This is a genomic window from Chitinophaga rhizosphaerae (assembly GCF_003958645.1).
In the GTDB taxonomy this organism is placed as follows: domain Bacteria; phylum Bacteroidota; class Bacteroidia; order Chitinophagales; family Chitinophagaceae; genus Chitinophaga; species Chitinophaga rhizosphaerae.
The window spans coordinates 185,773-209,362 of sequence record NZ_RXLO01000009.1 but is presented as its reverse complement, the minus strand read 5'-3'; the positions used below and the strand labels follow the sequence as shown (position 1 = coordinate 209,362).

At 56.0% G+C, this 23,590-nt stretch carries 15 protein-coding genes; 8 read left to right on the top strand and 7 right to left on the bottom strand.

What is annotated here, in order from left to right:
* Positions 1 to 43 precede the first annotated feature (43 nt).
* From EJ361_RS20285 to EJ361_RS20275, 3 genes are all read left to right on the top strand, one after another.
* Positions 44 to 538: a DinB family protein gene (locus EJ361_RS20285; protein WP_126247685.1), complete on the top strand. Its 495-nt coding sequence runs from the start codon at positions 44 to 46 to the stop codon at positions 536 to 538.
* A 32-nt stretch (positions 539 to 570) separates the two neighbouring features.
* On the top strand, positions 571 to 1,266 hold the full coding sequence (locus EJ361_RS20280; protein ID WP_126247683.1) for an NUDIX hydrolase: 696 nt from the start codon (positions 571 to 573) through the stop codon (positions 1,264 to 1,266).
* A gap of 199 nt (positions 1,267 to 1,465) precedes the next feature.
* Positions 1,466 to 1,729, top strand: coding sequence for a hypothetical protein (locus EJ361_RS20275; protein ID WP_164714340.1), 264 nt, complete (start codon positions 1,466 to 1,468; stop codon positions 1,727 to 1,729).
* 52 nt (positions 1,730 to 1,781) lie between these two features.
* Here EJ361_RS20275 and EJ361_RS20270 read toward each other — a convergent pair whose 3' ends face one another.
* On the bottom strand, positions 1,782 to 2,786 hold the full coding sequence (locus tag EJ361_RS20270) for a beta-ketoacyl-ACP synthase III (protein WP_126247679.1): 1,005 nt from the start codon (positions 2,784 to 2,786) through the stop codon (positions 1,782 to 1,784).
* A 93-nt stretch (positions 2,787 to 2,879) separates the two neighbouring features.
* Here EJ361_RS20270 and ruvA point away from each other — a divergent pair, with 93 nt between their 5' ends.
* The 5 genes from ruvA (at position 2,880) to EJ361_RS20245 (ending at position 14,967) form a co-directional block, all read left to right on the top strand.
* A complete protein-coding gene (gene ruvA / locus EJ361_RS20265; RefSeq protein ID WP_126247677.1) occupies positions 2,880 to 3,467 on the top strand; it encodes a Holliday junction branch migration protein RuvA in 588 nt (195 codons plus the stop codon).
* A gap of 184 nt (positions 3,468 to 3,651) precedes the next feature.
* Entirely contained in the window at positions 3,652 to 10,749 is a 7,098-nt protein-coding gene (sov, locus tag EJ361_RS20260) for a T9SS outer membrane translocon Sov/SprA (protein WP_240646691.1), read from the top strand.
* A 124-nt stretch (positions 10,750 to 10,873) separates the two neighbouring features.
* Positions 10,874 to 11,233: a hypothetical protein gene (locus tag EJ361_RS20255; protein ID WP_126247673.1), complete on the top strand. Its 360-nt coding sequence runs from the start codon at positions 10,874 to 10,876 to the stop codon at positions 11,231 to 11,233.
* Between the two features lie 168 nt (positions 11,234 to 11,401).
* Positions 11,402 to 13,684: a TonB-dependent receptor gene (locus EJ361_RS20250; RefSeq protein ID WP_126247671.1), complete on the top strand. Its 2,283-nt coding sequence runs from the start codon at positions 11,402 to 11,404 to the stop codon at positions 13,682 to 13,684.
* A gap of 71 nt (positions 13,685 to 13,755) precedes the next feature.
* Positions 13,756 to 14,967 (top strand): sialidase family protein, encoded by a 1,212-nt coding sequence (locus EJ361_RS20245; RefSeq protein ID WP_164714339.1) that lies wholly within the window; start codon positions 13,756 to 13,758, stop codon positions 14,965 to 14,967.
* Between the two features lie 454 nt (positions 14,968 to 15,421).
* On the opposite strand, the gene EJ361_RS20240 is transcribed toward EJ361_RS20245, so the two are convergent.
* From EJ361_RS20240 to dprA, 6 genes are all read right to left on the bottom strand, one after another.
* Positions 15,422 to 16,183, bottom strand: a complete 762-nt coding sequence (locus EJ361_RS20240; protein WP_126247666.1) for an SDR family NAD(P)-dependent oxidoreductase — start codon at positions 16,181 to 16,183, stop codon at positions 15,422 to 15,424.
* Between the two features lie 11 nt (positions 16,184 to 16,194).
* Positions 16,195 to 18,129: a T9SS type B sorting domain-containing protein gene (locus tag EJ361_RS20235; protein WP_126247664.1), complete on the bottom strand. Its 1,935-nt coding sequence runs from the start codon at positions 18,127 to 18,129 to the stop codon at positions 16,195 to 16,197.
* 228 nt (positions 18,130 to 18,357) lie between these two features.
* The gene (locus EJ361_RS20230; RefSeq protein ID WP_126247662.1) at positions 18,358 to 19,161 is read right to left on the bottom strand and encodes an alpha/beta fold hydrolase; all 804 of its coding nucleotides are present in this window, start codon (positions 19,159 to 19,161) and stop codon (positions 18,358 to 18,360) included.
* Entirely contained in the window at positions 19,142 to 20,746 is a 1,605-nt protein-coding gene (lnt, locus tag EJ361_RS20225; protein ID WP_126247660.1) for an apolipoprotein N-acyltransferase, read from the bottom strand. Before lnt ends, EJ361_RS20230 begins: the two co-directional genes overlap by 20 nt.
* 77 nt (positions 20,747 to 20,823) lie before the next feature.
* A complete protein-coding gene (gene guaB / locus EJ361_RS20220) occupies positions 20,824 to 22,302 on the bottom strand; it encodes an IMP dehydrogenase (protein ID WP_126247658.1) in 1,479 nt (492 codons plus the stop codon).
* Between the two features lie 107 nt (positions 22,303 to 22,409).
* Positions 22,410 to 23,516: a DNA-processing protein DprA gene (gene dprA, locus EJ361_RS20215; protein WP_126247656.1), complete on the bottom strand. Its 1,107-nt coding sequence runs from the start codon at positions 23,514 to 23,516 to the stop codon at positions 22,410 to 22,412.
* Positions 23,517 to 23,590 lie beyond the last annotated feature (74 nt).

Sequence of the window (23,590 nt, the reverse complement as noted above, 5' to 3'; positions counted from 1 at the left end):
TATCTTGTTAAGGTAAACAACGGAACGTAAAAATAAGATATTAATGAAGGATCTCCTGGTGCAACTGGCCGGGCATAACGCCTGGGCCAACGGCCGGCTGATGAAGGTGATGGCGGCATTGCCCGATGAGCAGCTGGACCGCGACATGGGCAGCAGTTTCCCGACATTGCGGAAAACGGTGTTGCATGTCTGGAATGCGGAAAGCGTCTGGTACCAGCGGTTGCTGCTGGCGAGCCCGGTAGTGCCTCCGGCGGCGGGTTTCAGTGGTGGTATGGAGGAACTGGCCGGGTTGTTCGTAAGGCAGAGCGAGGCGTTGAAGGCGTTCGTGGCGGGCGCGTCTGACGCGAAACTGGCGCATACGGTGGAATTCAACAGTCCGGTGAAAGGCGTTTGCAAGTCGCCGGTGACGCGGATATTGATGCAGGCGTTCACGCACAGCGCGTTCCATCGGGGGCAACTGGTGACGATGTTGCGCCAGCAGGGGGTGCCGCGGATACCGTCCACCGATTTCATCGAATATACAGGATGGAAAAAATAATTCCCCTTATTTTACAGCCATAATCGGAGCTAATGAGCCTTGCATCGTTTTACGCCAATGCGCCTCACCACCTGGTGGCGGTGGATTGTATCATTTTCGGGTTTGAAGACGGGAAACTGAAACTGTTGATCATCCAGCGGAAAGTGGCCCCGCTTGCCGGCGCGTTTTCGCTGGTGGGAGGCTTCGTCCAGGAAAATGAAAGTACGGACCATGCGGCTATTCGCGTGTTGCGGCAAACGACGGGCATCCGCGACATTTTTATGGACCAGCTCCGCGCCTACGGCGATGCCGGCCGTGATACTGGCGCCCGCGTGATCTCGCTGGCCTATTACGCCCTCATCCGCATCAGTGAGCACGACAAGCTCCTGGCCCAGCAGCATGGCGCGCATTGGCTCAGCCTCCATCAAATCCCCGAACTTATTTTCGACCATAACGAAATGCTTCGCGACGCCCTGGAGCGCCTGCGCGACCGGGCCAAATTCCACCCCCTCGGCTTCGAGCTGCTTCCGGAAAAATTTTCCCTGCCGCAATTGAGAAATTTGTACGAAGAAATTTATCAACGGCCGTTAGATAAACGTAACTTTAGGAAGAAAATCCTGGCGATGGACATTCTTGAGAAACTGGACGAGAAAGACAAAAGCACTTCCAAAAAAGGGGCGCATCTGTACCGGTTCGACAGGAAAAAGTACGATGCATTGACCCAGCATGGATTCGTGTTCGAGATATAGCTTTAGTTCCAGCCCCGGCATTACCGATTTAGTTACTTCCTTATTCCAAAACCCAAGCAAATGTGTTTGTTTATCCGCATCTTCCCTTGCGCCGAAGCGCCTGTTTTTGACGGCCATAATGAAATGAATCATGCCCCATAAGCTGTCGCAATCTACCCTTCGAAACCATTTTTTACACCTGACTATGAAAACAGCGCCTATGTATCATCAATATTGTTGTGCCAGGTTTGGCATTAGACATGAGGTATCGCGCGAGGACGGGATGAATTTGCGCGTGGTGAAGCGGCATCCCGACGAGCGGCCAGACGGCCGGCATGTTTACCGTTTTTACGTAACGCCCGGGTATAGTGTGGGGCAGGAGGTGAAGCGGTTGAACATCCGGTATTGTCCGTTTTGTGGTACCGATTTGTATGCTTTTTACCGGTCTGACCGGTTCGTGAATGAAGAACCGGGAAATTTGTAACATAAAAAAGGCATCCTTACCGGATGCCTTTTTCAATATAATATGCTGGTTATTAATCTTTTTTGCCATCGTACGCCCATTTCACATAGCTGGCGCCCCAGGTGAACCCGCCGCCGAAAGCTGCGAGGATGAGGTTGTCGCCTTTTTTGAGCTGGGGTTCCCATTCCCAGAGGCAGAGGGGGATGGTGCCGGCGGTGGTGTTGCCGAAGCGGTGGATGTTGATCATGGTTTTCTCTTTGGGGAGGCCCATATGGTCTGCCGTTGCGGAGATGATGCGCAGGTTGGCCTGGTGGGGAACGAGCCATGCCACATCGTTGGCCGTGAGATGGTTACGGTCCATCACGGTGCGGGCGGCGTCTGCCATGTTGGCCACGGCGTATTTGAAGACGGTTTTGCCTTCCTGGAATACATAGTGCTGGCGGTTGGCCACCGTTTCGGCGGAGGCGGGGTAGTTGGAGCCGCCGGCCTTCATGTTGAGGAATTCGCGGCCGTGCCCGTCTGATTTGAGGACGGAATCAACCAGTCCGTAACCTTCGGTGTTGGGTTCGAGGAGCACGCCACCGGCGCCGTCTCCGAAGATGATGCAGGTGGTGCGGTCGGTATAATCGATGATGGAGGACATTTTATCTGCCCCGATGACCATTACTTTTTTGTATTTTCCGCTTTCGATGAATTTGGCGCCGGTGTCGAGCGCGTAAAGGAAGCCTGAGCAGGCGGCGCTGATGTCGAAACCGAAAGCGTTTTTGGCGCCGATCTTATCCGTAACAACGTTGGCAGTGGCGGGGAACACCATGTCCGGCGTAACGGTGGCTACAATGAGCAGGTCGATGTCTTCCGGGGTGATGCCTCTTTTCTTGCAGATTTCGAGCGCAACAGGCACGCAGAGTTCCGAGGTGCCTTTCCCTTCCCCCTTCAGTATCCTCCGTTCCTTAATGCCGGTACGGGTCATGATCCATTCGTCTGTCGTTTCAACGAGTTTTTCCAACTCCTGGTTAGTCAGTACATAGTCGGGAACATACCCACCCACCGCCGTGATGGCGGCTGTTATTTTACTCATATTGTTAGGATAAGTTATAAAATGGGCGTAAAAATACGACTTAAACGAATAATCTTATTAATGAATTAAATTCGCCGGAAGATAAAATCCTATATGATAGCATACCTGAACGGCAAACTTGCCTTCAAATCCCCAGCCATGGTGCATTTGGATGTAAATGGAGTAGGTTACGAGGTCCAGATCAGCCTCCATACCTGGACCCAGATTACGGGAATGGAATCCTGTAAACTCCTCACTTACGTACATATCAAGGAGGATGCCCACACCATGTACGGATTTTTTTCCGACGTGGAAAGGACGGTTTTCCTCCAACTTATCAGTGTTTCCGGCGTGGGAGCCGGCACGGCGAGAATGATGTTGAGTTCGTTGACCCCGGAAGACGTACAGCGGGCCATTGTGATGGAAAACGAAAAGATGCTGGAGGGCGTAAAAGGCATCGGGAACAAGACCGCGAAACGCATTATCCTGGAACTCAAAGACAAAATGAAAAAACACAGGGAGGAAACCGTATATTTATCTGCCCAAACCCACAATACGATTGAGGATGACGCGTTAAATGCTCTGGTAACGCTGGGAATTGCCAGAAACATGGCCGAGCAGGCAGTACGGAAAGTACTGAAAACGGAGCCGCAATTGCATGAATTGGAGGTACTTATAAAGAAATCCCTCAAAAATTTATAAATTTATAATCCTTGACCTCTATAAAACCTAAGATCGCTTGGCAAGAAAGAATTACCTTGGAGTACTTGCAGTAATCGGTGTTGTATCTTTAGTCATTGTTGAATCAGCCGCCAGAAACACGAACAGTTCGGGATATACTTTCAAAAAAAATATTGAGCACGCGGGGATTTGGAACTTAATAGATGTGACACGCCCTGATACGGTAGCGAAGCCGGATACGCTGAAATATCCTATCCGGGACCGGAGGGGTACGGCCGTGACGGATCCCGTCCGCAACGCCATCGACCTGAAAGACCCCGCGAATATCCAGAAGAATGTAGAATACGACCCCGTTTCCAAGGAATACATCGTTACAGAAAAAGTAGGCGGCCGCCATTACCGGCAGCCCACCGTCATGACTTTTGGCGAATTTTACCGCATGCAGGCCGCTCAAAGCGAACAGGCATACTGGCAAAAGCGGGCCGGCACCATCGGCAACCTCAACCAGCGCAGCGGTGCGCCCCAGCTGTATTATGGCGATAAACTCTTCGACCGCGTGTTTGGCGGCACCAAGGTAGACATCAAGCCACAGGGGAGCCTGGGGCTTACTTTCGGTTACCAGGGCCAGAACGTGAAAAATCCCGTGCTCGTGGAAAGGGCCCGCAAGAACGGGGGCTTCGATTTCGATATCGATATCAACATGAACGTGACCGGCAAGATCGGGGAGAAGCTCAAACTCATCACCAACTATAACACCCAGAGCACCTTCGACTTCGAAAACCAGGTCAAACTCGAATATACCGGCTACCAGGACGAGATCATCAAAAAGATCGAAGCGGGTAACGTGAGCTTCCCGCTCAGCAGTTCCCTCATCCCCGGCGTGCAAAGCCTCTTCGGGGTAAAGACCCAACTCCAGTTCGGCCGCCTCACCGTCACCAGCGTACTTTCCAACCAGAAATCCCAGAAGCAGAACATGGTGCTTCGCGGGGGCAACAGCGTGAGTGATTTCGTGCGCCGGGCAGACGAATATGAAGATAACCGCCACTTCCTGCTGGCGCAATTCTTCCGCGACACCTTCAATTACGCCATGAGCAACCTGCCCGTAATACGGTCGCAGGTATATATCAACCGCATCGAGGTGTGGGTCACCAATAAATCGGGTGCCACCACCGAAACGCGCGACATCGTGGCCCTGGCCGACCTGGCGGAGCAAAAGCCCTCCAACCCCGTGATCCAGCCGCTGACGTCGAACAAACTGCCCGACCGGAATACGAACGATCTGTACCGCAACCTCATCAGCGACCCGGGCGCGCGGTTTACCGGGACGGTCGTTTCCCGTTTGCTCGGCCTGCAACTGGAGCCTGTGCAGGATTTCGAAAAAACCTTCGCCCGGAAGCTCGATTCCACCGAATTCACCCTCAACCGCCAGATCGGCTTCATCTCGCTGCAACAACAATTACAGCCAGACGAAGTGCTGGCCGTGGCTTACCAATACACTTACAACGGCCGCGTTTACCAGGTCGGTGAATTCTCGCAGGACGTGCCCCCGGACCCCAAAAACTCGGCCAACCAGCAGATCCTCTTCCTCAAGATGCTGAAAGCCACCTCGGCCAGGCCCGCCCTTCCCATCTGGGACCTCATGATGAAAAACATCTACTCCACCGATGCCTACCAGGTCAACCGCGCCGACTTCAAGCTCGACGTATTGTACAAGGACCCCGGCACCGAAACCCGCGCTCCGAGCGAAAAACGCTATCTGCCGGACGCATCGGGCCAATGGCAGGGAGCGCCCATCATCACCATCCTGAACCTCGACCGCCTCAATAACCAGAACGATCCCCAGCCCGACGGCGTGTTCGACTACGTGGAAGGGTACACGATCTTCCCCATGAACGGGAAAATCATGTTCCCCGTGCTGGAGCCCTTCGGCGAAGGGGTTAAAAAAGCGTTCAACGGAGACGCGACGCTGGAAAAACAATACATGTACACCATGCTGTACGACTCCATCAAGGTGATCGCGCAGCAGTTCCCCAACCTCAACCGCTATATCATGCGCGGGTCGTACAAATCGGCCAACGCTTCCGAGATATCCCTCAACGCCTACAACATCCCCCGCGGTTCCGTGACCGTTACGGCCGGCGGGCAAATGCTCCGCGAAGACATCGATTACCTCATCGATTACAACATGGGGCGGATCAAGATCATTAACGGCGGGGTGCTGAGCGCCGGCGTGCCCATCAACGTGCAGTTCGAGAACAACGCGCTGTTCGGGCAGCAGGTCAGGAATTATATGGGTACACGGCTGGATTATTACGTGAACGACAAGCTGAACCTCGGCGGTACCGTGGTGCGGATGAGCGAGCGGCCCTATTACCAGAAAGTGAATTACGGCGACGATCCCATCAAGAACACCGTAGTGGGGCTCGACGGTAACTATATTTCCGAGTGGCGCGGCCTTACCCGCCTGCTCGACCGCCTGCCCAATTTCCAGACCTCGCGCCCCGCGGGTATCAACTTCACGGGCGAGGTGGCGCGGCTCTTCCCCGGCCATAGCAAACTGGTGAACGCGCCGGGCTCCAAGCAGGGGCAGGTGATGATCGACGATTTTGAAGGAACGCGAAGCGGGTACGACCTGAAGTTCCCGTCTACCGCCTGGAGCCTCGCCTCCACGCCGCGCGACGCCACCAATGCCGCAGGCGCCATCCTTTTCCCCGAAGCCGAACTGAACGATACGCTGGCTTACGGCAAGAACAGGGCGCTGCTGGCCTGGTATATCATTGAGCCGACCTTGCAGATCCCCCGGTCCAGCAACCTGCCGCCCGGTGTGAACGAGGCTTCGCAGACCGATCCGCGCACACGGCTCATCTATCAGAAAGACGTATTCCCCAACCGTTCCACCGACTTCGGCCAGAGCCAGTTGAGCACTCTCGACCTGGCGTACTACCCGGAAGAGAAAGGGCCTTATAATATGGAGGCATCGTCTCTCGAGCTTCAGGCCAACGGCCGCCTCCGGAATCCCAAACAGCGTTGGGGCGGTATCATGCGCGCTATCGACAACTCCGACTTCGAAACCTCCAACATCGAGTTCATCGAATTCTGGATCCCCGATCCCTTCTTCGACAAACCCGCATCCGCCGGCGGTTCGCTGTACTTCAACCTCGGAAACGTGTCGGAAGACGTGCTGAAAGATTCCCGCAAGTCTTTCGAAAACGGATTGCCCGACCCGAACCGCGACCGTAATAAAATCGATTCCACCCATTGGGGGCGCATCCCCAAATTCCAGCAGCAGATCACGCAGGCGTTCGACAACGACCCCGCCATCCGCCGCTACCAGGACGTGGGCTTCGACGGTCTCGAAAACGGCGATGAGAAAAACTTCCACGCGCCCTACCTCCTGGAATTGGCCTCCAATTTCGGCACCGGTTCCGACGCTTTCAGGAACGTAGCGAACGACCCCTCGAACGACGATTATAAATGGTATCGCGATAAGGCGTATGACGACGCGAAAACCGACATCCTCGGCCGTTACAAGAAAATCAACGGGCCGGACGGCAACTCGCCCGTTTCCAACGACAACTCGCAGTTCTCCAACGCGGCCACCAACTATCCCGAGTCGGAAGACCTCAACCGCGACAATACCATGAACGAAACGGAGGAATATTTCCAGTACCGTGTGGACCTGCGCCCCGATATGCAGGTGGGCAGCAACTACGTGGTAGACCGGTTCGTGACCAAGGTACAATTGCCCAACGGACAAATGGCCGACCAGACCTGGTACCAGTTCAAGGTGCCGGTGAACCAGTACGACCGGAAGGTGGGCAATATCCCCGATTTCAAATCCATCCGGTTCATGCGTATGTTCATGACGGGATTCGAGGATTCGGTGGTGCTTCGCTTCGCGAAGCTCGACCTCGTTCGCAACCAATGGCGCCGGTATTTATATGAACTGAAGCCAGGAGACCCCATCCCGGTAGACCAGCAGACCACTTTCAACGTGTCTGCCGTGAACATCGAAGAAAACGCCAAGCGCCGTCCTGTTCCGTATGTGCTCCCTCCGGGCATCTTGCGCCAGAATACGCTGAGCACCAACAATACCAACATCCTGCTGAACGAACAGGCCATTTCCGCGCAGATCTGTGATTTGAAAGACGGGGAAACGCGGGCGATGTATAAAAATATCCAGCTAGACCTCAGGCAATATAACCGCCTGCAGATGTTCATCCACGCGGAAGCCGTAAGCGATCCCATCTCGTTGAAAGATGACCAGTTGCAGGCGATCGTCCGGGTGGGCAGCGACTTCACCGAGAACTATTACGAATACCGCATTCCCATGAAGCTGACGCCCTGGGGCTCGGCGCGGGATACGGAAATATGGCCGGAAGCCAATAACCTCGACCTGGACCTCGACCGCTTCGCGAAGCTGAAGATGGCACGTAATAATAATGGAGCGTCGCCGCTGATCCCGTACGAAGAGCGCGACGGCAACGCCATCGTGGCAGTGGTGGGTAACCCCAGCCTGGGCGATGTGCGGAACGTGATGATCGGGGTGACCAACCCGAAAGACGACGGTTTATCGAAATGTACCGAAGTGTGGTTCAACGAAATGCGTTTGACGGGATTGGACGAGAAAGGCGGTTATGCAGCGCTGGCGCGGATGGACATCGACCTGGCCGACCTGGGTACCGTGACGTTCAGCGGTAACATGCACACGGCGGGCTTCGGCGGGATCGACCAGCGGGTGAACGACCGTTTCCGGGACAATTTCCTCCAGTACGACATCGCTACCAACCTCGATTTCGGGAAACTGCTCCCCAAGCGCGCGGGCATCACCATCCCCGTGTACGCCGGTTATTCCAAAACCACCAGCAACCCGGAATACGACCCTTACGACCTCGACATCAAGCTGAAAGATAAACTCGCCATGGCCCGGAACCGCGAGCACCGCGATTCCATCCGCCGCAACGCGCAGGATTTCACCTCCATCAAGAGCCTGAACCTCACCAACGTCCGCAAGCTGTCTGCAGGCCGAACCAAAAACCGCCTGTGGGATATCGAAAACTTCGACATCAGCTATTCCTTCAGCCAGATCACCCGCCACAACCCCGTGATCCAGAGCGATGTGCTCACCCGTCACCGCGGCGGCCTGGGCTATACATTCAACGGTACCCAGAAATTCCTGGAGCCGTTTAAATTCATCAAGAACAAATCTCCCTGGCTGGCGCTTATCCGCGACTTCAACGTCAATTACGTACCCACGCTCATGAGCTTCCGGGCAGACATTACCCGCCAGTTCGGCGCCACCCGCATGCGCAATATCGGCGGTGGCCAGTTCCAGCTGCCGGAAACGTACGACAAGTTCTTCCGCTTCGACCGGTATTATTCCCTGAAATGGGATTTCTCCCGCAACCTTTCGCTCGACTTCAACGCCGTGAACAACGCGCGCATCGACGAGCCGGACGGGCGGATCAATACCAGCAACAAGAAAGATTCCGTGAGAGGGAACTTCTTCAAGGGCGGCCGAACCACTAACTATTTCCACAACGCCAACCTGACCTATACTTTGCCCACCGCCAAATTCCCGGCCCTGAGCTGGACGAGCGTGGCGCTGAGTTATGGAACGGAATACCGGTGGATCGGCGCATCGCGGCTGGCGATGTACCTCGGGAACGCCATCGAGAACTCCAACCAGAAAACGGTGGCGGCGGAATTCAAGTTCAACGATCTGTATAACAAGAGCAAATGGCTGCGGAAGATGAATATCTCCAGCGCCGGCGGCTCCGATTACGTTCCGCCTTTAATGAATAACGCACCGCAGAAGAGCGGGCAGGATACCAAGAAGGAAGAGGAAAGCCGCCCCTCGGGCGTCGCCAAAACCCTCATGCGGATCGTCATGGCGCTCAAACGCGTGAACGTGAACTATAGCGAAAATTCCGGGACCCGCATGCCGGGGTACCTCGACAGCACCAAGCTGCTGGGGATGAACTGGCAGTCGATGTCTCCCGGGATCGGATTCGTGCTCGGCAAACAGCCCGACAAGGCCTGGATGGACAATTTCGCGAAGAAAGGTCTCCTCAGCCCGGATACCCTGTTCAACATCCAGTTCCAACAGCAGTTTACCCAGCGGCTCGACATCCAGGCGCAACTGGAGCCTGTCCGCGACCTGCGCATCGACCTGAACCTTACCCGTTCCTTCTCCAAAACGCACACCGAGCTGTTCAAGGATACCATCGGCAACGGGGTATTTAATCACCTGAACCCTTACGACGCGGGCGGCTTCGAGATCACTTTCATCGCCATCAAAACGATGTGGGGCAAGATCAATACGGAAGACGGCGTGTCTACCACCTTCCGCGATTTCGAGAATTTCCGCGCGGCCATTTCCGAACGCCTCGGCAAACTGAACCCGTACAATAACAATGGTTCCGTTCCCAAATACGATCCGAAAGACCCGCAATACCGTTACGGGTACGGCCGGTATGCGCAAGACGTGCTGGTGCCGGCATTCCTCGCCGCCTACACCGGAACGAGCCCGGAAAACGCGCCGCTGCTGAAGCATTCCAATGCCAACGTGCGGTCCAATCCGTTCAAGAACATCCTGCCGCGCCCGAACTGGCGGATCACTTATAATGGGCTGAGCCGCATCAAACCGTTCTCCGACTTCCTGACCAACTTCACCCTCACGCACGCCTATACCGGCCTGCTGAGCATGAACTCCTACAATACGGCGCTCATGTATTACGACCCGCTGATCCTCGGTTACCCGGCCTTCCGGGATACCGTTTCGGGCAACTACGTGCCGTATTTCCTCGTGCCGAACCTCACCATCACCGAGCAGTTCGTGCCGCTGCTGGAGGCCGACCTTACGTTCACCAATTCGCTGAACATCCGTGTGGGCTTCCGGAAAAGCCGGACCCTCAGCCTCAGCCTCATCGATTACCAGCTGAGCGAAATGCGCTCGAGCGAGATCACCATCGGCGGCGGCTACCGCGTGAGAGGTTTGCCCCTGCCCATCCGCATCGGGAAAGATGGCGGGAAACGGCTGGAGAACGACCTCAACTTCCGGATGGACCTCAGCTTCCGCGACGATAAAACGGTCAACAACCGGCTGGATGCCGACATCGTGATCCCGACCAGCGGGCAGAAAGTGGTCAGCATCGCGCCATCTATCGATTATGTAGTCAATAACAGATTGAATATCAAATTCTTCTACGACCGACGGCAAACCATCCCCGTGATTTCGACGGCGTACCCGATTACGAACACACGAGGGGGCGTAACCTTGCGGTTCATGCTGGCGCAATAGCGGCCGGCTGACAATAAGCAACCTGGTGACGGGGAGACCGATGACGACGGTCTCCCCGTTTTTATTGCGGGATTGATATAAATCATTCCACCGTATCTGTTCAGCGCGTATTTTTGTGGCGTTCATGAAACAGATTTTCGTCATATTCATTCTCGGTGGACTATTGCTGCAGACGTTCAGCAAAGGTCTCGTGCTGGCGGAATTTTCGCTGAACAAGGAGTATATCTCCCGGGTGCTTTGTATCAACAGGTCGAAACCGAAATTGCATTGCGACGGTCATTGCGTGCTCATGAAAAAGATGCAGGAGCAGCAGAAGAAAGACCATAGCGGTAATTCGGTCACCGAGAAGTTCGAGATCCTCATTGCCCAAACCGCCTCGCAGCTGCTGTTGCGTCCCGAAAAGGCGGTGCGCATCCGCCCGGCATATTTGACGGATGTGCCAACCAGACCCCTCCACGCCGTGTTCCACCCTCCACGGGCGTAATTCCTTCCCATTTATATTTTTTCAGACGAATTGCAATACCGTCCTGCAGAGGGACCGGTTTCCATTTACCCGTATACGATCTCCGTTGCCGGACATTCCGTGCGCAATTTTGCATGCGACCGGCAACAGGTATGCGCCTGCATACGTATACATCAATAGCGATCCAACATGCACCGCATTTTATACATATTGCTTTGCCTCGTGCTGGCGGGGATTTCCGCCAGTGCGCAGGAAAAGGTGAAGGGTAGGGTGATAGACGCCCTTACCCGGCAAGCCCTTCCCAACGTAACGGTCCAGGCCGGCGGAACGGGATGCCAGACAGACGCTTCGGGCCGATTTTCGCTGCATTGCCCGCCCGGGGCCGATTCCATGAAAGCTTCCTGCATCGGTTATGCCGCCTGCTGTGTGAAGGTTTCGGGGGGAGACGAACACGTTTTCGTGCTGGAGCCCCTCGCCGGCAAGCTCGGCGAAATCATCGTGTCTGCCGGCCGGCAGCGCCAGTACCGTTCCGATGCGCCCATCGCCATCAGCACGCTCAACGCCCAAACCCTACGCGAAACGAAAGCCACTTCACTGGAGCAGGTGCTGAACAAGGTGAGCGGCGTGTACATGGTAGACCTGGGGAACGAACAGCACACCATGGCCATCCGCCAGCCGATCGGGTATAAAAGCCTGTTTTTATATTTGGAAGACGGATTGCCCATCCGCACCGTCGGCGATTTCAACCACAACGCCCTCATCGAGATCAACATGGCGGCGCTGCAAAGGATCGAAGTGATCAGGGGGCCGGCTTCGTCGCTGTACGGCAGCGAAGCCGTGGGCGGGGCCGTCAATTTTCTGACCGCGCAACCTACACCCGTTACTACCGGGAAAATCCAGGCGGAAATGAGCGATGGCGGATACAAGCGCACCGATTTTAATTTGTCGGGCACGAAAGGCAAGCTGGGCGTGTGGGTTGGCGGATATTACGCAGATCAGCGCAACGGCCGCATCGAGCACAGCGATTTCCATAAACTGGCGCTCACCCTCAAAACGCAATACAAGTTCGACGGGCGCACCACCTGGACGAACGCCGCTACCTTCGTGGATTACAGGACCGACCAGACCGGCGGTGTAGACAGCGCCAACTTCTACTCCCGCAACTACAAAAGCATGCACACGTTCTCGTACCGGCTGGTGAAGGCGTTCCGGTTCCGGAGCACTTTGGAAAAACAGTGGAGCGATGCCGACCAGACGAGTTTCTCCGTTTTCTACCGCCACAACGAGATCGGCCAGAACCCTTTTTACGCCATCAAAACCACCAGCAATCCCCTCAAAGCCAGGGGCGAAATCAACAGCGACGCGTTCCAGAGCGGGGGCCTGCTCATACAGCACAGGAAACGTTTCGGGTGGAAAGGTGCTTCTTTGACCGGGGGCGTAAGCGCGGATTATAGCCCGGCTACTTACTACGCCCGGTTCATCGACGTGGACCGAGACGGAAGGGGTTACTTCACCGGCTATACGAAAACGGATTCCGTGCTCACCGATTACAAAGTAGACCTCGTGAATACAGCGCTATACGTACAGGGCGAAATGAACCCCTTCGCCAATATGAAACTGATCGCGGCGCTGCGGTATGACCGGATGGATTACCGGTTCGATAATCACCTGCCGCCGTCCGCATTTACCGGTTCCCCCGACGAGCGGAACCATTACGAAGCCTGGACGCCGAAGCTGGGCCTTACGTACGACTTTGGCCACAACCGCGGCCTGTACGCCAATTACAGCGTGGGTTTTGCACCGCCGAACATTTCGGAACTGTACCGCGGCGTGAAGGTGCCTACGCTCCGGCCCGCCAGTTACCGCAACTTCGAGATCGGCGGCTGGATGGGTTTTGCGAAAGGAAAGGGACATGCGGAAGTGAGCGTCTACCGGATGGATGGCGAAAACGAGATCATCAGCGTTCGCCTGGCCGACAATTCCTCCGAAAACCGTAACGCCGGTAAAACGAAGCACGCAGGTGTGGAATGGAGTGCACGCTATGCGTTGCTGACTTCGCTGGAAATTCGTACCAGCGGTACTTTTGCGCGGCATGACTTTGTGACGTTCGAGGATAAAGGGAAAAAGTACGACGGCAACCGGATGAACACCGCCCCTGAATGGATCACCAATTCCGAAGTGACCTGGAAGCCCATCCGGCACCTCCGCCTGGGGATGGAATGGCAGCATGTAGGCAGCTATTTCATGGACCCCGCCAACACGGTGCGCTACGGCGGTTACGAACTCTTCAACGCCCGGGCCGGTTACCAGTTTGGGCCGGTGGAGTGCTGGGTCAACTGCCGTAACCTGTTCGACGCCACTTACGCCACCACGGCCGAAAAAAGCGCATTCGGCGCCAGCTATCGCCCGGGGCCGGTGCGCACGTTCAACTTCGGCGTCGCCTATACATTTACCGCCAAACAGCAGTCGTGATGCAGGGAGTTTACGCTTCCGCTATTCAGCGGTTCCGGAGCCCCTGTTTTCATCGTCAATCAAAATTTAACATGCACAGGTTTTTAATATTATTTTTCATAACCGCCGTGGCCGCGGGCTGCGGGCAACAACAGGGATTCCGGGCGGGAGGGGAGCATATCCTTTCCGACACGAGCAAACTCGCTTCCTGCACGCATATTTCCCACGACGCGGGCGGACGGCTGATCGTAAGCTGGGTGGAACAGGAGCCGGGGGCCGACGAAGGATCGCTCTGGTACGCGGTTTCTGAAGACGGTGGCGAACATTTCGGTCAGCCCGTTCCCGTAACCACCGCTACCGGCATTTCGCCGCAACCGGAAAATATGCCGAAGATCGTGTTCCGGAAAAACGGTGAAGCGATCGCGATGTTCGGCACCCGGAACCCCGATCCGCGCAACAAATACGCCGGCAAAGTGTGGTACACCCGCTCTTCCGATGGCGGTAAAAACTGGCAGCCGGCCGTGCCTTTGGTGACGGATACCGCGGGATACGATCAGCGGTATTTCGATATGTCGCCGTTGCCGGACGGAACAGTAGCGTGCGTTTGGCTGGATAACCGGAAAGACCATTCCCTTGAAGGTTCCACGCTGTTTATCGCGACTTCGGGGCAGGAGGGGTTCGAGCGGCCGCGCCCCCTCGTGCAAACGGTTTGCCAGTGCTGCCGCACATCCCTCTACACCGATCCGCAAGGCGGCCTCCATGTTGCGTTCCGCGACATCATCCACGACACGATCCGCGATATGGTGCATATCTATTCGAAAGACGGTGGACAAACATTCACACAACCCGCGCGCATCAGCGCCGACAATTGGGCCGTGAACGGTTGTCCGCACACCGGCCCTACGATGACCAGCAACCGCAGCGGAATGCATTTCGCGTGGTTCACGATGGGCGGGGGACAGGGCGTTTTCTACGGAAAATCCATCAACAACGGTATCAGCTTTTCCAACCGGGAAAGCATCAGCGCCAAACCAACGGCGAAGCACCCGCAGCTCGTTTCCGCATCCCGCGGCGATTTGTTATTGGCCTGGGACGAGCCTTCCGATACCACCACGAACCGAATCGGCTTCGTGCATAAATCCCCCGAAGGCAAAACCCTGTCAACCGGCTACCTGACCGGCGAAGGCGAGCAATCCGTGTTCCCCGTCATGAAACCGGTGGCGGAAAGAACGGTGGCGGTAGCGTACCGGAAAAGGACCAGGGGAAAGGAAATGATCTGTGTGAGAAGAGTGGATTGGGATTGACGATCCATATATATCGGGAATAAAACAAAAAAGAGGGCGCTTTGCGGCGTCCTCTTTTTTAATGCGGTAGTTTGAGAGTCAGTTGTAGCCCCACGACCATTGCTTCTCGGCATTCCAGCTCTGACGCATGGCCCAGCGGCCGTAATTGTTTCTTCGGGAACTATCAAAATACGCTCCCAGAAATTCCTTACATCTCGGATAGTACAACCTGATGATGTACATAGTAACAAATGTTAGCATAGGGATATGGTTATAGGATTATCAATAGGCTCGTCGTTGGGCATCTCACCCTTTTGGCGGGATGGTACTTTCTGTGTCGCTCGTCTGTAAGTGGTATTTATAAGGCAAACCCTTATGCCGGGCGCTTTTCAGTCCCTGCGGCTCTCCCAGTTTATAGGGATTTCAAATATAATAGAATATTATAAAATGTATAATAACACTAATGTGTAGTTTTTTATTTGAAGGTATAATAAGCGTTCGCCTGCGCCGTTGCGGTCACCACCAGGTCGTTGATGCAGACATGGGCCGGCAGGGAAGCGCAATACCAAACTACGGCTGCCACGTCTTCCGCTTTAAGCGGTTGAAAACCAGTGTAAACATCTTTGGCGCGGCTTTCATCGCCCTTGAAGCGCACCAGCGAGAACTCGGTTTCCGCGGCACCGGGGTGAACCGCCGTCACTTTGATCCCGAAAGGCAGCAGATCGATCCGCATGCCTTGAGATAACGCGTCTACGGCCGCTTTGGTGGCGCAATACACATTCCCTTTGGCATAAACGATCTTGGCGGCGGTAGAGCCGATGTTGATGATGTGCCCGGATTTCCGTTCTTTCATCCAGGGGATCACCGTGCGGCTCACGTATAAAAGTCCCTTCACGTTCGTGTCGATCATCGTCTCCCAATCGTCCACATTCCCTTCGTCGATAGTGGAAAGGTCGAGCGCAAGACCGGCATTGTTCACCAGCACGTCGATCTGCCGCCAGTTGTCCGGCAAGCTTTCCAGCGCGGCGGTAACGGCATCCCGCGAGCGGACATCAAATTGCAGCGGCATTACTTCCGTCCCGAAACTTTCTTCCAGCTGCTGTTGCAGGGCGGCCAGCCTTTCCTGTCTTCTGCCGGTCACGATCAGGCGATATCCTTCCCGCGCAAACCTTTCTGCGCAAGCTTCTCCGAACCCGGCGGTAGCGCCGGTAATGAGTGCGGTTTTTCCAGTCTTCATGTTATGAACGTTTAGCGAAGCAAAGTTACGGTCCCTTTTTTGGAAATCTTGACCCCGTTCAGATCGAGGCCCTCCAAAATCCAGAGATACGTGTCGATCGCGGCTGGCTTGCCTTTGTAAGTACCGTCCCATCCTTTCCGGAATTCGAGCGAATTATAGACGAGCTCGCCCCACCGGTTGAAGATCCGGAAATAATAATATTCCTTGATCCCCACGGGAATGAACCGGAAAAAATCGTTGTTGCCATCGCCGTTCGGCGAAAACGCATTGGGGATGTAGAACTCGGGGCCAGTGTAATATTTGATGTTGATATCGTCGAACCCGACACAGCCCTGCGGATTACTGACCCGCAGCCGGAACGTGATTTCCTCGTTCCAGTTCAGCATCGGATCGGCCACGTCCGGATTGTCGAGCCCCGATCCGGGCGACCACCGGTAAATTTCCCCGCCCTGTCCGTTCAGCCGCAAAGGCTGTCCCCTGGCGAGGATGGTATCATTCCCCGCAAACGGTTTCACTTCGTATAACCGGAAATTTTTCGTGACGGTGGCGTCGCATCCGCGATTGGTCTGGATGTGTAACTTTATCGTATATACATCTCCGTTAGCATACCGGTATAACGGTGCCGTAAGGTTCGACGTGTCGCTGTCCGTTCCGGGCACGCCGAAATCCCATTGCCGGTAGGTGATCACGCCATTCCGGTAAGACGATGTATCCGTAAAGAAGACAGGGTTTTCGCGGCAGACGCCCTGCACGGTGAAACCCGTCCGCAGCCCCGGGTAATTGAAGATGCGGCCGGTAGTGCTGTCGGTACACGGCAGCCCGGGGTTCACGACCAGTTTTACGGTATAAACACCAGTGTCGGCGAAGGTTTTGAAGAAGATGTTCCGCGAATCGGTAATGGTGTCGGTCCCGTCGCTGAAATACCAGAGGAAGCGCGAGGTATAGCCCGCCACGCTGTTGTTGGTGATGGGGACGCGCATGCCGAGGGAGTCGTTGCAATGGTACAGCGACGAAGGGGTGGATGCGGTGATGCGGGTGGCGCAATTATAAACGGTGATGAGGATATCTTTTTGATGCGTCCCGAGTAATCGTTTCGTGCGCCGGTCCCATTCCGAAACGCAAACGGAGACCACGAATTTGCCGGACCGGTTCGGTGTTCCGGTGATGAGCCCGTTGTTGTCGATGCTGAGTTGGGGATTGCCGCCCATGGGGTTGGCGCCGGTATATGGCGGTATGTAGCTCACGTAGGAATTGTAGGGCGGCGGTGTGGCGGATGTTTCATTGGCGCGGGTGCTGCCACCGGTGAGGGCGTTACAGAGGGAATAGGTAAGGCTGTCGCCGTCGGGGTCGGTAGCGCGGTAATTGTATCTCAGAGGAAGGCCGGCGCAGATGACGGGTGCTTCTTCGATGTCGAAATAGGCGCTGTTGTTTTCCGGGCGGTTCCCGATGCCGGGGATCCAGGTGTAGAAATTGGAACCTTCGCGTTCGGAGTTGTAGATATTGGTGAGTGCTTCGCCCCGGCAACACCGCTGGTACGTCACGTAATACCCGCCGTTGATTTCGGGCAGCTCGATGACCTCACTTTCGTAAAAGGCCACTTCGAGGTAAATGGTTTGCGGGGCAAGACAGGGGTTTTTAAGGGTGTCGCGGATGGAAGCGGTGCGGGCGATGGTGAGCAGCCGCGGAACGCCTAACCGCGCGCCGGTGGCGGTGAAGATGGAAAAGGGGACGGGGTTCTCGAAATAATCCAGGCAGCCTTGCCGGGTGCCGCACACGAAATCCCCATCCCGGTACAACTTCATGATGATGCGGTAGCGGTGCGCCCCGTTGTTGGGGTTGATGCCGAGATGCCGATAAAATATTTCCCCACCGATAATGTGGTAAGCGTTCACAGTGCAGCTCAGAAAACAGGCCAGTAAGATGAGGAGCGTTACAAATTTGCCCATGGGGAGAGGCTTTACTTGTAACCATAATTTACGGAAAATCGCGCGGTTGCTGAAATTTAAGTGGCAGGCGGCTACATAAATTTCGCCGTCAAGTGTAAGGTGCTGTAGGATAGCGGGATGAATTCCGGCGGGTTTTCGTTTAACCGAAAAGTTTATGCCGGCGGGAGGGAGAACGGGGAAAAGAGGAGATTGCCGGCCCGGGGTTTTCGTCGCCGGGCCGGAATATTTTTACTGAACGTGTTGGCAAAAGGTAATGAATTGATGCAGCAGCAAACTGCTTTCTTCGAACACTTCCAGCATGCCCATATGCCCGACATGGTCGAATATCTGAATGCTGGCGGTGGATGGAAGTACCACCTGGCTCATGCTGTTTTCCAGCGGAACGGCCTGGTCTTCTTTCCCGACGAAGAAAAATACCGGTTTCCGGATGGACGACAATACGGCGGTCCTGTCTGGCCGTGCGATCATGGCTTCGTAATACCCGATCATGGTGGCCATGGGAATTTTAACGGCCTGGTCGATGTAATTTTCCACCCTGGCTGCCTGTGCGTTCCGGAAGCCGCCGGCGAACATATTGGGAAGCAATTGTTTCACGAAAGATTCGACGCCGTATTGCTGCATGATCCGGATGGATTTGCGGCGGCTTTCGCGTTTTTCTTCGGTGTCTGGCCGGGCGGTGGAGCTGAAGAGCCCGAGGCCATCCACCGCATCGGGGTAGGCTTCGGCGAATGCGAGGGCTACGTATCCGCCCATGGAATGACCGATCACGACGGCACTGCCGAGCCCTTCGGCCTGCAATACCCTCCACACGAAGGTGGCCATGCTTTCCATGCTGAGCGGCGCTGTGATATTGGAGCGCCCCGTGCCGGGGAGGTCCGGGACGATCACCCGGTAATGCGCGCGGAGATAGGCGGTCTGGTGTTCCCAAACGGAATGGTCTTCCGCGAAACCGTGCAACAAAAGCACCGCGTCTCCCTGGCCTTCCGTCCAATACGCGCCTTCCTGTCCTCCGTTATCGAATGTTTTCCACATTTTTCTTCCTGGTTACCCGTAAAACAATCGTGTATATCAATAGCAAGATACAAAAGATCACCGGTGCGAACGCGATGAAACCGCAATATTTCACGTAGAACGTTTGGTCGGGAGAGCAGCCCACCATACCCGAAATCACGCCCGGCTCCCAATACGGCAACGATTCCGTGATCTGCCCCTGCGGCGAGATCAGCGCGGAAATGCCCGTGTTGGCGCTGCGGGCCACCCATTTCCGCGTTTCGATGGCGCGAAGGCGTGCATACTGCAGATGCTGCCGGTGCCCGGCGGTATTGCCCCACCATCCGTCGTTCGTCACCACTACGAGCAACTGCGCGCCTTCCCGCACTTTTTCCGCAACAAAGCTGCCGTAGACGGATTCGTAGCAAATGGCGGTGTAAACGTTGCAGTCTGGATGGGTGAACAGCGGCACCCCGGGCGTGAGTCCATAACTTCCTGAAATGCCGCCCATGTCGAGCGCGAGCTTTTTCATGAAAGGGAGATACCGCATGTAGGGCGTCAGTTCCACACCGGGCACCAACCGGGCTTTATGATATACCTGGACGTTAGCCGAAGTATCGATCTGGATGCTGGCATTAAACGCGTCGTACCAGTAATTGCCTTCTGAAGCGTGGCGCGCGGTGGAAGGGATTTCGTCCATCACCGTGTATTGACGGTATGTAGCCGCGCCGGAAATGACGCTGGCTTTGGGGAAACGCCGGAGGAAGTCGCGGATGGCCAATACTTCCGGCTGAACGTTCAGGTCATGCTCCCAGGCGCCGGAAGGGAAGAGCGCGGTTTCCGGCCAGATGATGAAGCGGGTCGACGAATCGGTTTTTTGCGCGGTGAGGTCGATCAATTTACGGAGCTGTTCTGCCGCCGCGCCCCGCGCGAATTTCTCGTCGTACGGGTCGATGTTCGGCTGCACGACAACGATCTTCGTATCGGCGGGCACGTTTTTATCCCCCGGAACAAAGATAGAAGCGACGGTGGGTATCAGGATGGCGAGCGCCGGGGCGAGGATCGCGCTGAATTTGAACGTGCTGCGGTATTGGAGGATGGCGCGGTAAGCGAGGATGTTGACGATGAGGATCCACCACGATCCGCCTTCCGTTCCCAGGTATTCGTACCATTCCACCCATTGCGGGTACATGGCGAACGCGTTGCCAAGAGTGAGCCAGGGCCAGCTGAGTTCCCAATGCTGGTGAATATATTCGAACGTCATCCAGTAAACCGCCAGTGCAAAATACCCTGTGGTACGGCCAGCACGAAGGCGGGTGGTGCGGTAGCACATCCAGGGGATGGTCATGAGCAGGGCGTTGAATGCGTTGGCGAAAATGCCGCTGGCGGGAACGGTGGTGTTGCCGACCCACCAGGTGGTGGCGGTGTTCCAAATCCAGAACGCGAGGAAAAGGAGACCGAAATAAGCGGCGGGGCGCCCGGTCATACGGTCGCTCATGGCCAGCAGGGGAACGAACGCGATGAAGATCAGGAAGGTAAGGGAGGAAGTAGGCCAGGCCGCCCACAGCAGGAGGCCGGAAAGGATACTGAGCAGCAGGGCACTGCGTTTTTGCAGGATTGCATTCATTTTTCAAATATAAACAGGGAACGCAAGAAAAAGGGCCTGCGCGTGCAGGCCCTTCGAAATATCACGGGAAAATGATGTTAGCGGCTATAGTTGGGCGCTTCTTTGGTGATCACCACGTCGTGCGGGTGGTTTTCCTTTACGGTAGCGGAAGTGATCTTGACGAATTGCGCGTCTTGCAGGGCCTTGATGTCTTTGGCGCCTACATAACCCATACCTGCGCGGAGGCCGCCTACGAATTGCTGAACCACTTCGGAAAGGGTGCCTTTGTAGGGAACGCGGCCTACGATGCCTTCGGGAACGAGTTTCTTGATATCGGCTTCCACATCCTGGAAGTAGCGGTCTTTGGAACCTTCCGCCATGGCCTCGATGGAGCCCATGCCGCGGTAGGATTTGAATTTACGGCCTTCGTAGATGATGGTTTCTCCGGGGCTTTCTTCCACACCGGCGAAGATGGAGCCGGCCATGATCGTGGAAGCGCCTGCGGCGAGGGCTTTCACCATATCACCGGTGTAGCGGATACCGCCATCGGCGATCACCGGGATGCCGGCTTTCCTGAGGGCCTGTGCGGCGTTCATCACGGCGGAAAGCTGCGGGAAGCCGGCGCCGGTCACTACGCGGGTGGTGCAAATGGAACCGGGGCCAACGCCTACTTTCACGGCGTCTGCACCGGCGGCTGCCAGGGCGAGGGCGCCTTCTGCGGTAGCTACGTTGCCACCGATCACCTGCAGTTTCGGGAATGCTTTTTTCAGTTTCTTGAGGGCTTCGAGCACGTAAATGGAATGGCCATGGGCGCTATCGAGCGTAACCACGTCCACACCAACATGGAGGAGTGCGGCTGCGCGTTCCTGCAGGTCTTGCGTGATGCCGAGGGCGGCGCCAACGAGCAGACGGCCGTACATGTCTTTTGCGGCGTTGGGGCAGCTTTGCAGCTGGAGGATGTCACGGTAGGTGATGAGCCCTACCAGTTTACCTTGTTTATTGACTACGGGAAGTTTTTCGATGCGGTGCTGCTGGAGGATTTTTTCGGCTTTCTTCATGTCCGTGCCTTCGGGAGCGGTCACGAGGTTGTCTTTAGTCATTACTTCGCTGATCAGGCGCTTGGTGTTTTGCTTTTCGAAGCGGAGATCGCGGTTGGTGAGGATGCCGATGAGTTTTTTATCGCCGTCTACGATGGGGATGCCGCTGATGCCGTTATCCCGCATGAGGCGTAATGCCTGGCCGATGGTGGAATCTGCGCTGAGGGTAACCGGGTCGAGGATGAGGCCGCTCTCGCTGCGTTTCACTTTTCTTACCAGTTCCGCCTGTTTCTCGATGCTCATGTTCTTGTGCAGGATGCCGATACCGCCTTCCCGTGCCAAAGCGATGGCGAGGGTGGCTTCCGTTACGGTATCCATGGCGGCAGATACCATGGGGATGTTGATACGAAGGTTCTTGGTGAGTTGAGTGGAGATGTTCACTTCTCTGGGCAGCACTTCTGAGTAGGCAGGTACCAGTAAAACATCATCGAAGGTGAGACCGTCAGCTACAAATTTCTCTTTGGATTTTCCCGCAGGCATATTGCAATTATTTTGGTAAGGTTTCTAAATAATTGCACGCAAATGTACGACTATTTTATCGAATCCGCGCAAACCGTTTTTTATGTACCGATTAAATAACATGTGTGTCAGCGGGCCATTTGCTGGAAGGTGTGGCCAGGCAAGGCCCGTACCACGCCCATCATTTCCAGCGCCAGCATGCCTTCTGTAACCTGCGACCGCGGAATGCCGCTCCTGTACTGGATTTCATCCAGGCTGAGGCGCGTTGCGCCGAGGGTTTCGAGGAGCAGCCGCTGTTCGGCCGTGAGGTCATGGAACAGGGCGGATTGGATGGCCGGCGGAGCAGAAATGGCGGAGCCCTGCCAGTTCAGGGCTTCCGCAATGTCGGCGGCGGAAGTGACCAGGGCGGCCCGGTTCTGGCGGATGAGGGCCAGGCAGCCTTCGGAGGCGGTGTCGCCGATTCGGCCGGGAACGGCGAGTACGTCTCGGTTGTAATCGTTCGCCAGGCCGGCCGTGATGAGCGAGCCGCCGGTGATGCCGCTTTCCGCAACGAGGATGCCGTCGCAACAGCCCGCTACGATACGGTTGCGGCGGGGGAAATGCATCCGGTTGAGGACGGTTCCGCTGGGGAAATCGGTGAGTAAGCCGCCCTGTTCCTCCATCCGCCGTGCGATGCGTGCATGGCGGTATGGATAGAGGCGGTCGAGCCCGTGGGCCAGCACGCCGATGGTGGGCAAACCGGCTTCGATGGCGGCCTGGTGGGCGGCCACGTCTATTCCATAGGCGAGCCCGCTGACGATGGTGACGTTGAGCGGTGCGAGGCCGTTGATGAGCGACCGGCAGCATTCGATGCCGTAGGGCGTGGGCCGGCGGGTGCCTACAACGCCCAGTATGCGGGGGGCTTGCAGGTCGGGCTGGCCGCGGGCGTAGAGGAGAACGGGCGCGTCCCAGCAATGGCGGAGGCGGGTGGGGTAATCGGCATCTGTCCAGAATATGGCGCGGACGCCCTGGCGCTCGAGGAAGCGGATTTCCAAATCGGTGCGGGAGAAGTCTTTAAATTGCCGGATGGCGTCTGCGCGTGACGGCCCAACGGTGGTGATGCGTTCGAGCTCGCGGCGGGGCGCGGAAAAGATGGAGGCGGCGTCGCCGAAATGTTCGACGAGATGACGGGCCACAACGTCACCGACTTGAGGAATGAAGCTAAGCGCGATGCGGCATTGGGTTTCGGTTGGCATGGATGAAAGAATTTGGGCATCGAAGCTAGGGGAATTCTGCGGAAACCTGCACTGAGAATTTCTCCGATTTCCGG

Coding starts and splice junctions, on each gene's coding strand:
- EJ361_RS20245 (WP_164714339.1), top strand. CDS start 13,756: ATGCACAGGTTTTTAATATTATTTTTCATAACCGCCGTGGCCGCGGGC.
- EJ361_RS20275 (WP_164714340.1), top strand. CDS start 1,466: ATGTATCATCAATATTGTTGTGCCAGGTTTGGCATTAGACATGAGGTA.
- dprA (WP_126247656.1), bottom strand. CDS start 23,516: ATGCCAACCGAAACCCAATGCCGCATCGCGCTTAGCTTCATTCCTCAA.
- lnt (WP_126247660.1), bottom strand. CDS start 20,746: ATGAATGCAATCCTGCAAAAACGCAGTGCCCTGCTGCTCAGTATCCTT.
- EJ361_RS20235 (WP_126247664.1), bottom strand. CDS start 18,129: ATGGGCAAATTTGTAACGCTCCTCATCTTACTGGCCTGTTTTCTGAGC.
- EJ361_RS20270 (WP_126247679.1), bottom strand. CDS start 2,786: ATGAGTAAAATAACAGCCGCCATCACGGCGGTGGGTGGGTATGTTCCC.
- EJ361_RS20255 (WP_126247673.1), top strand. CDS start 10,874: ATGAAACAGATTTTCGTCATATTCATTCTCGGTGGACTATTGCTGCAG.
- EJ361_RS20280 (WP_126247683.1), top strand. CDS start 571: ATGAGCCTTGCATCGTTTTACGCCAATGCGCCTCACCACCTGGTGGCG.
- EJ361_RS20285 (WP_126247685.1), top strand. CDS start 44: ATGAAGGATCTCCTGGTGCAACTGGCCGGGCATAACGCCTGGGCCAAC.
- ruvA (WP_126247677.1), top strand. CDS start 2,880: ATGATAGCATACCTGAACGGCAAACTTGCCTTCAAATCCCCAGCCATG.
- EJ361_RS20240 (WP_126247666.1), bottom strand. CDS start 16,183: ATGAAGACTGGAAAAACCGCACTCATTACCGGCGCTACCGCCGGGTTC.
- guaB (WP_126247658.1), bottom strand. CDS start 22,302: ATGCCTGCGGGAAAATCCAAAGAGAAATTTGTAGCTGACGGTCTCACC.
- EJ361_RS20250 (WP_126247671.1), top strand. CDS start 11,402: ATGCACCGCATTTTATACATATTGCTTTGCCTCGTGCTGGCGGGGATT.
- EJ361_RS20230 (WP_126247662.1), bottom strand. CDS start 19,161: ATGTGGAAAACATTCGATAACGGAGGACAGGAAGGCGCGTATTGGACG.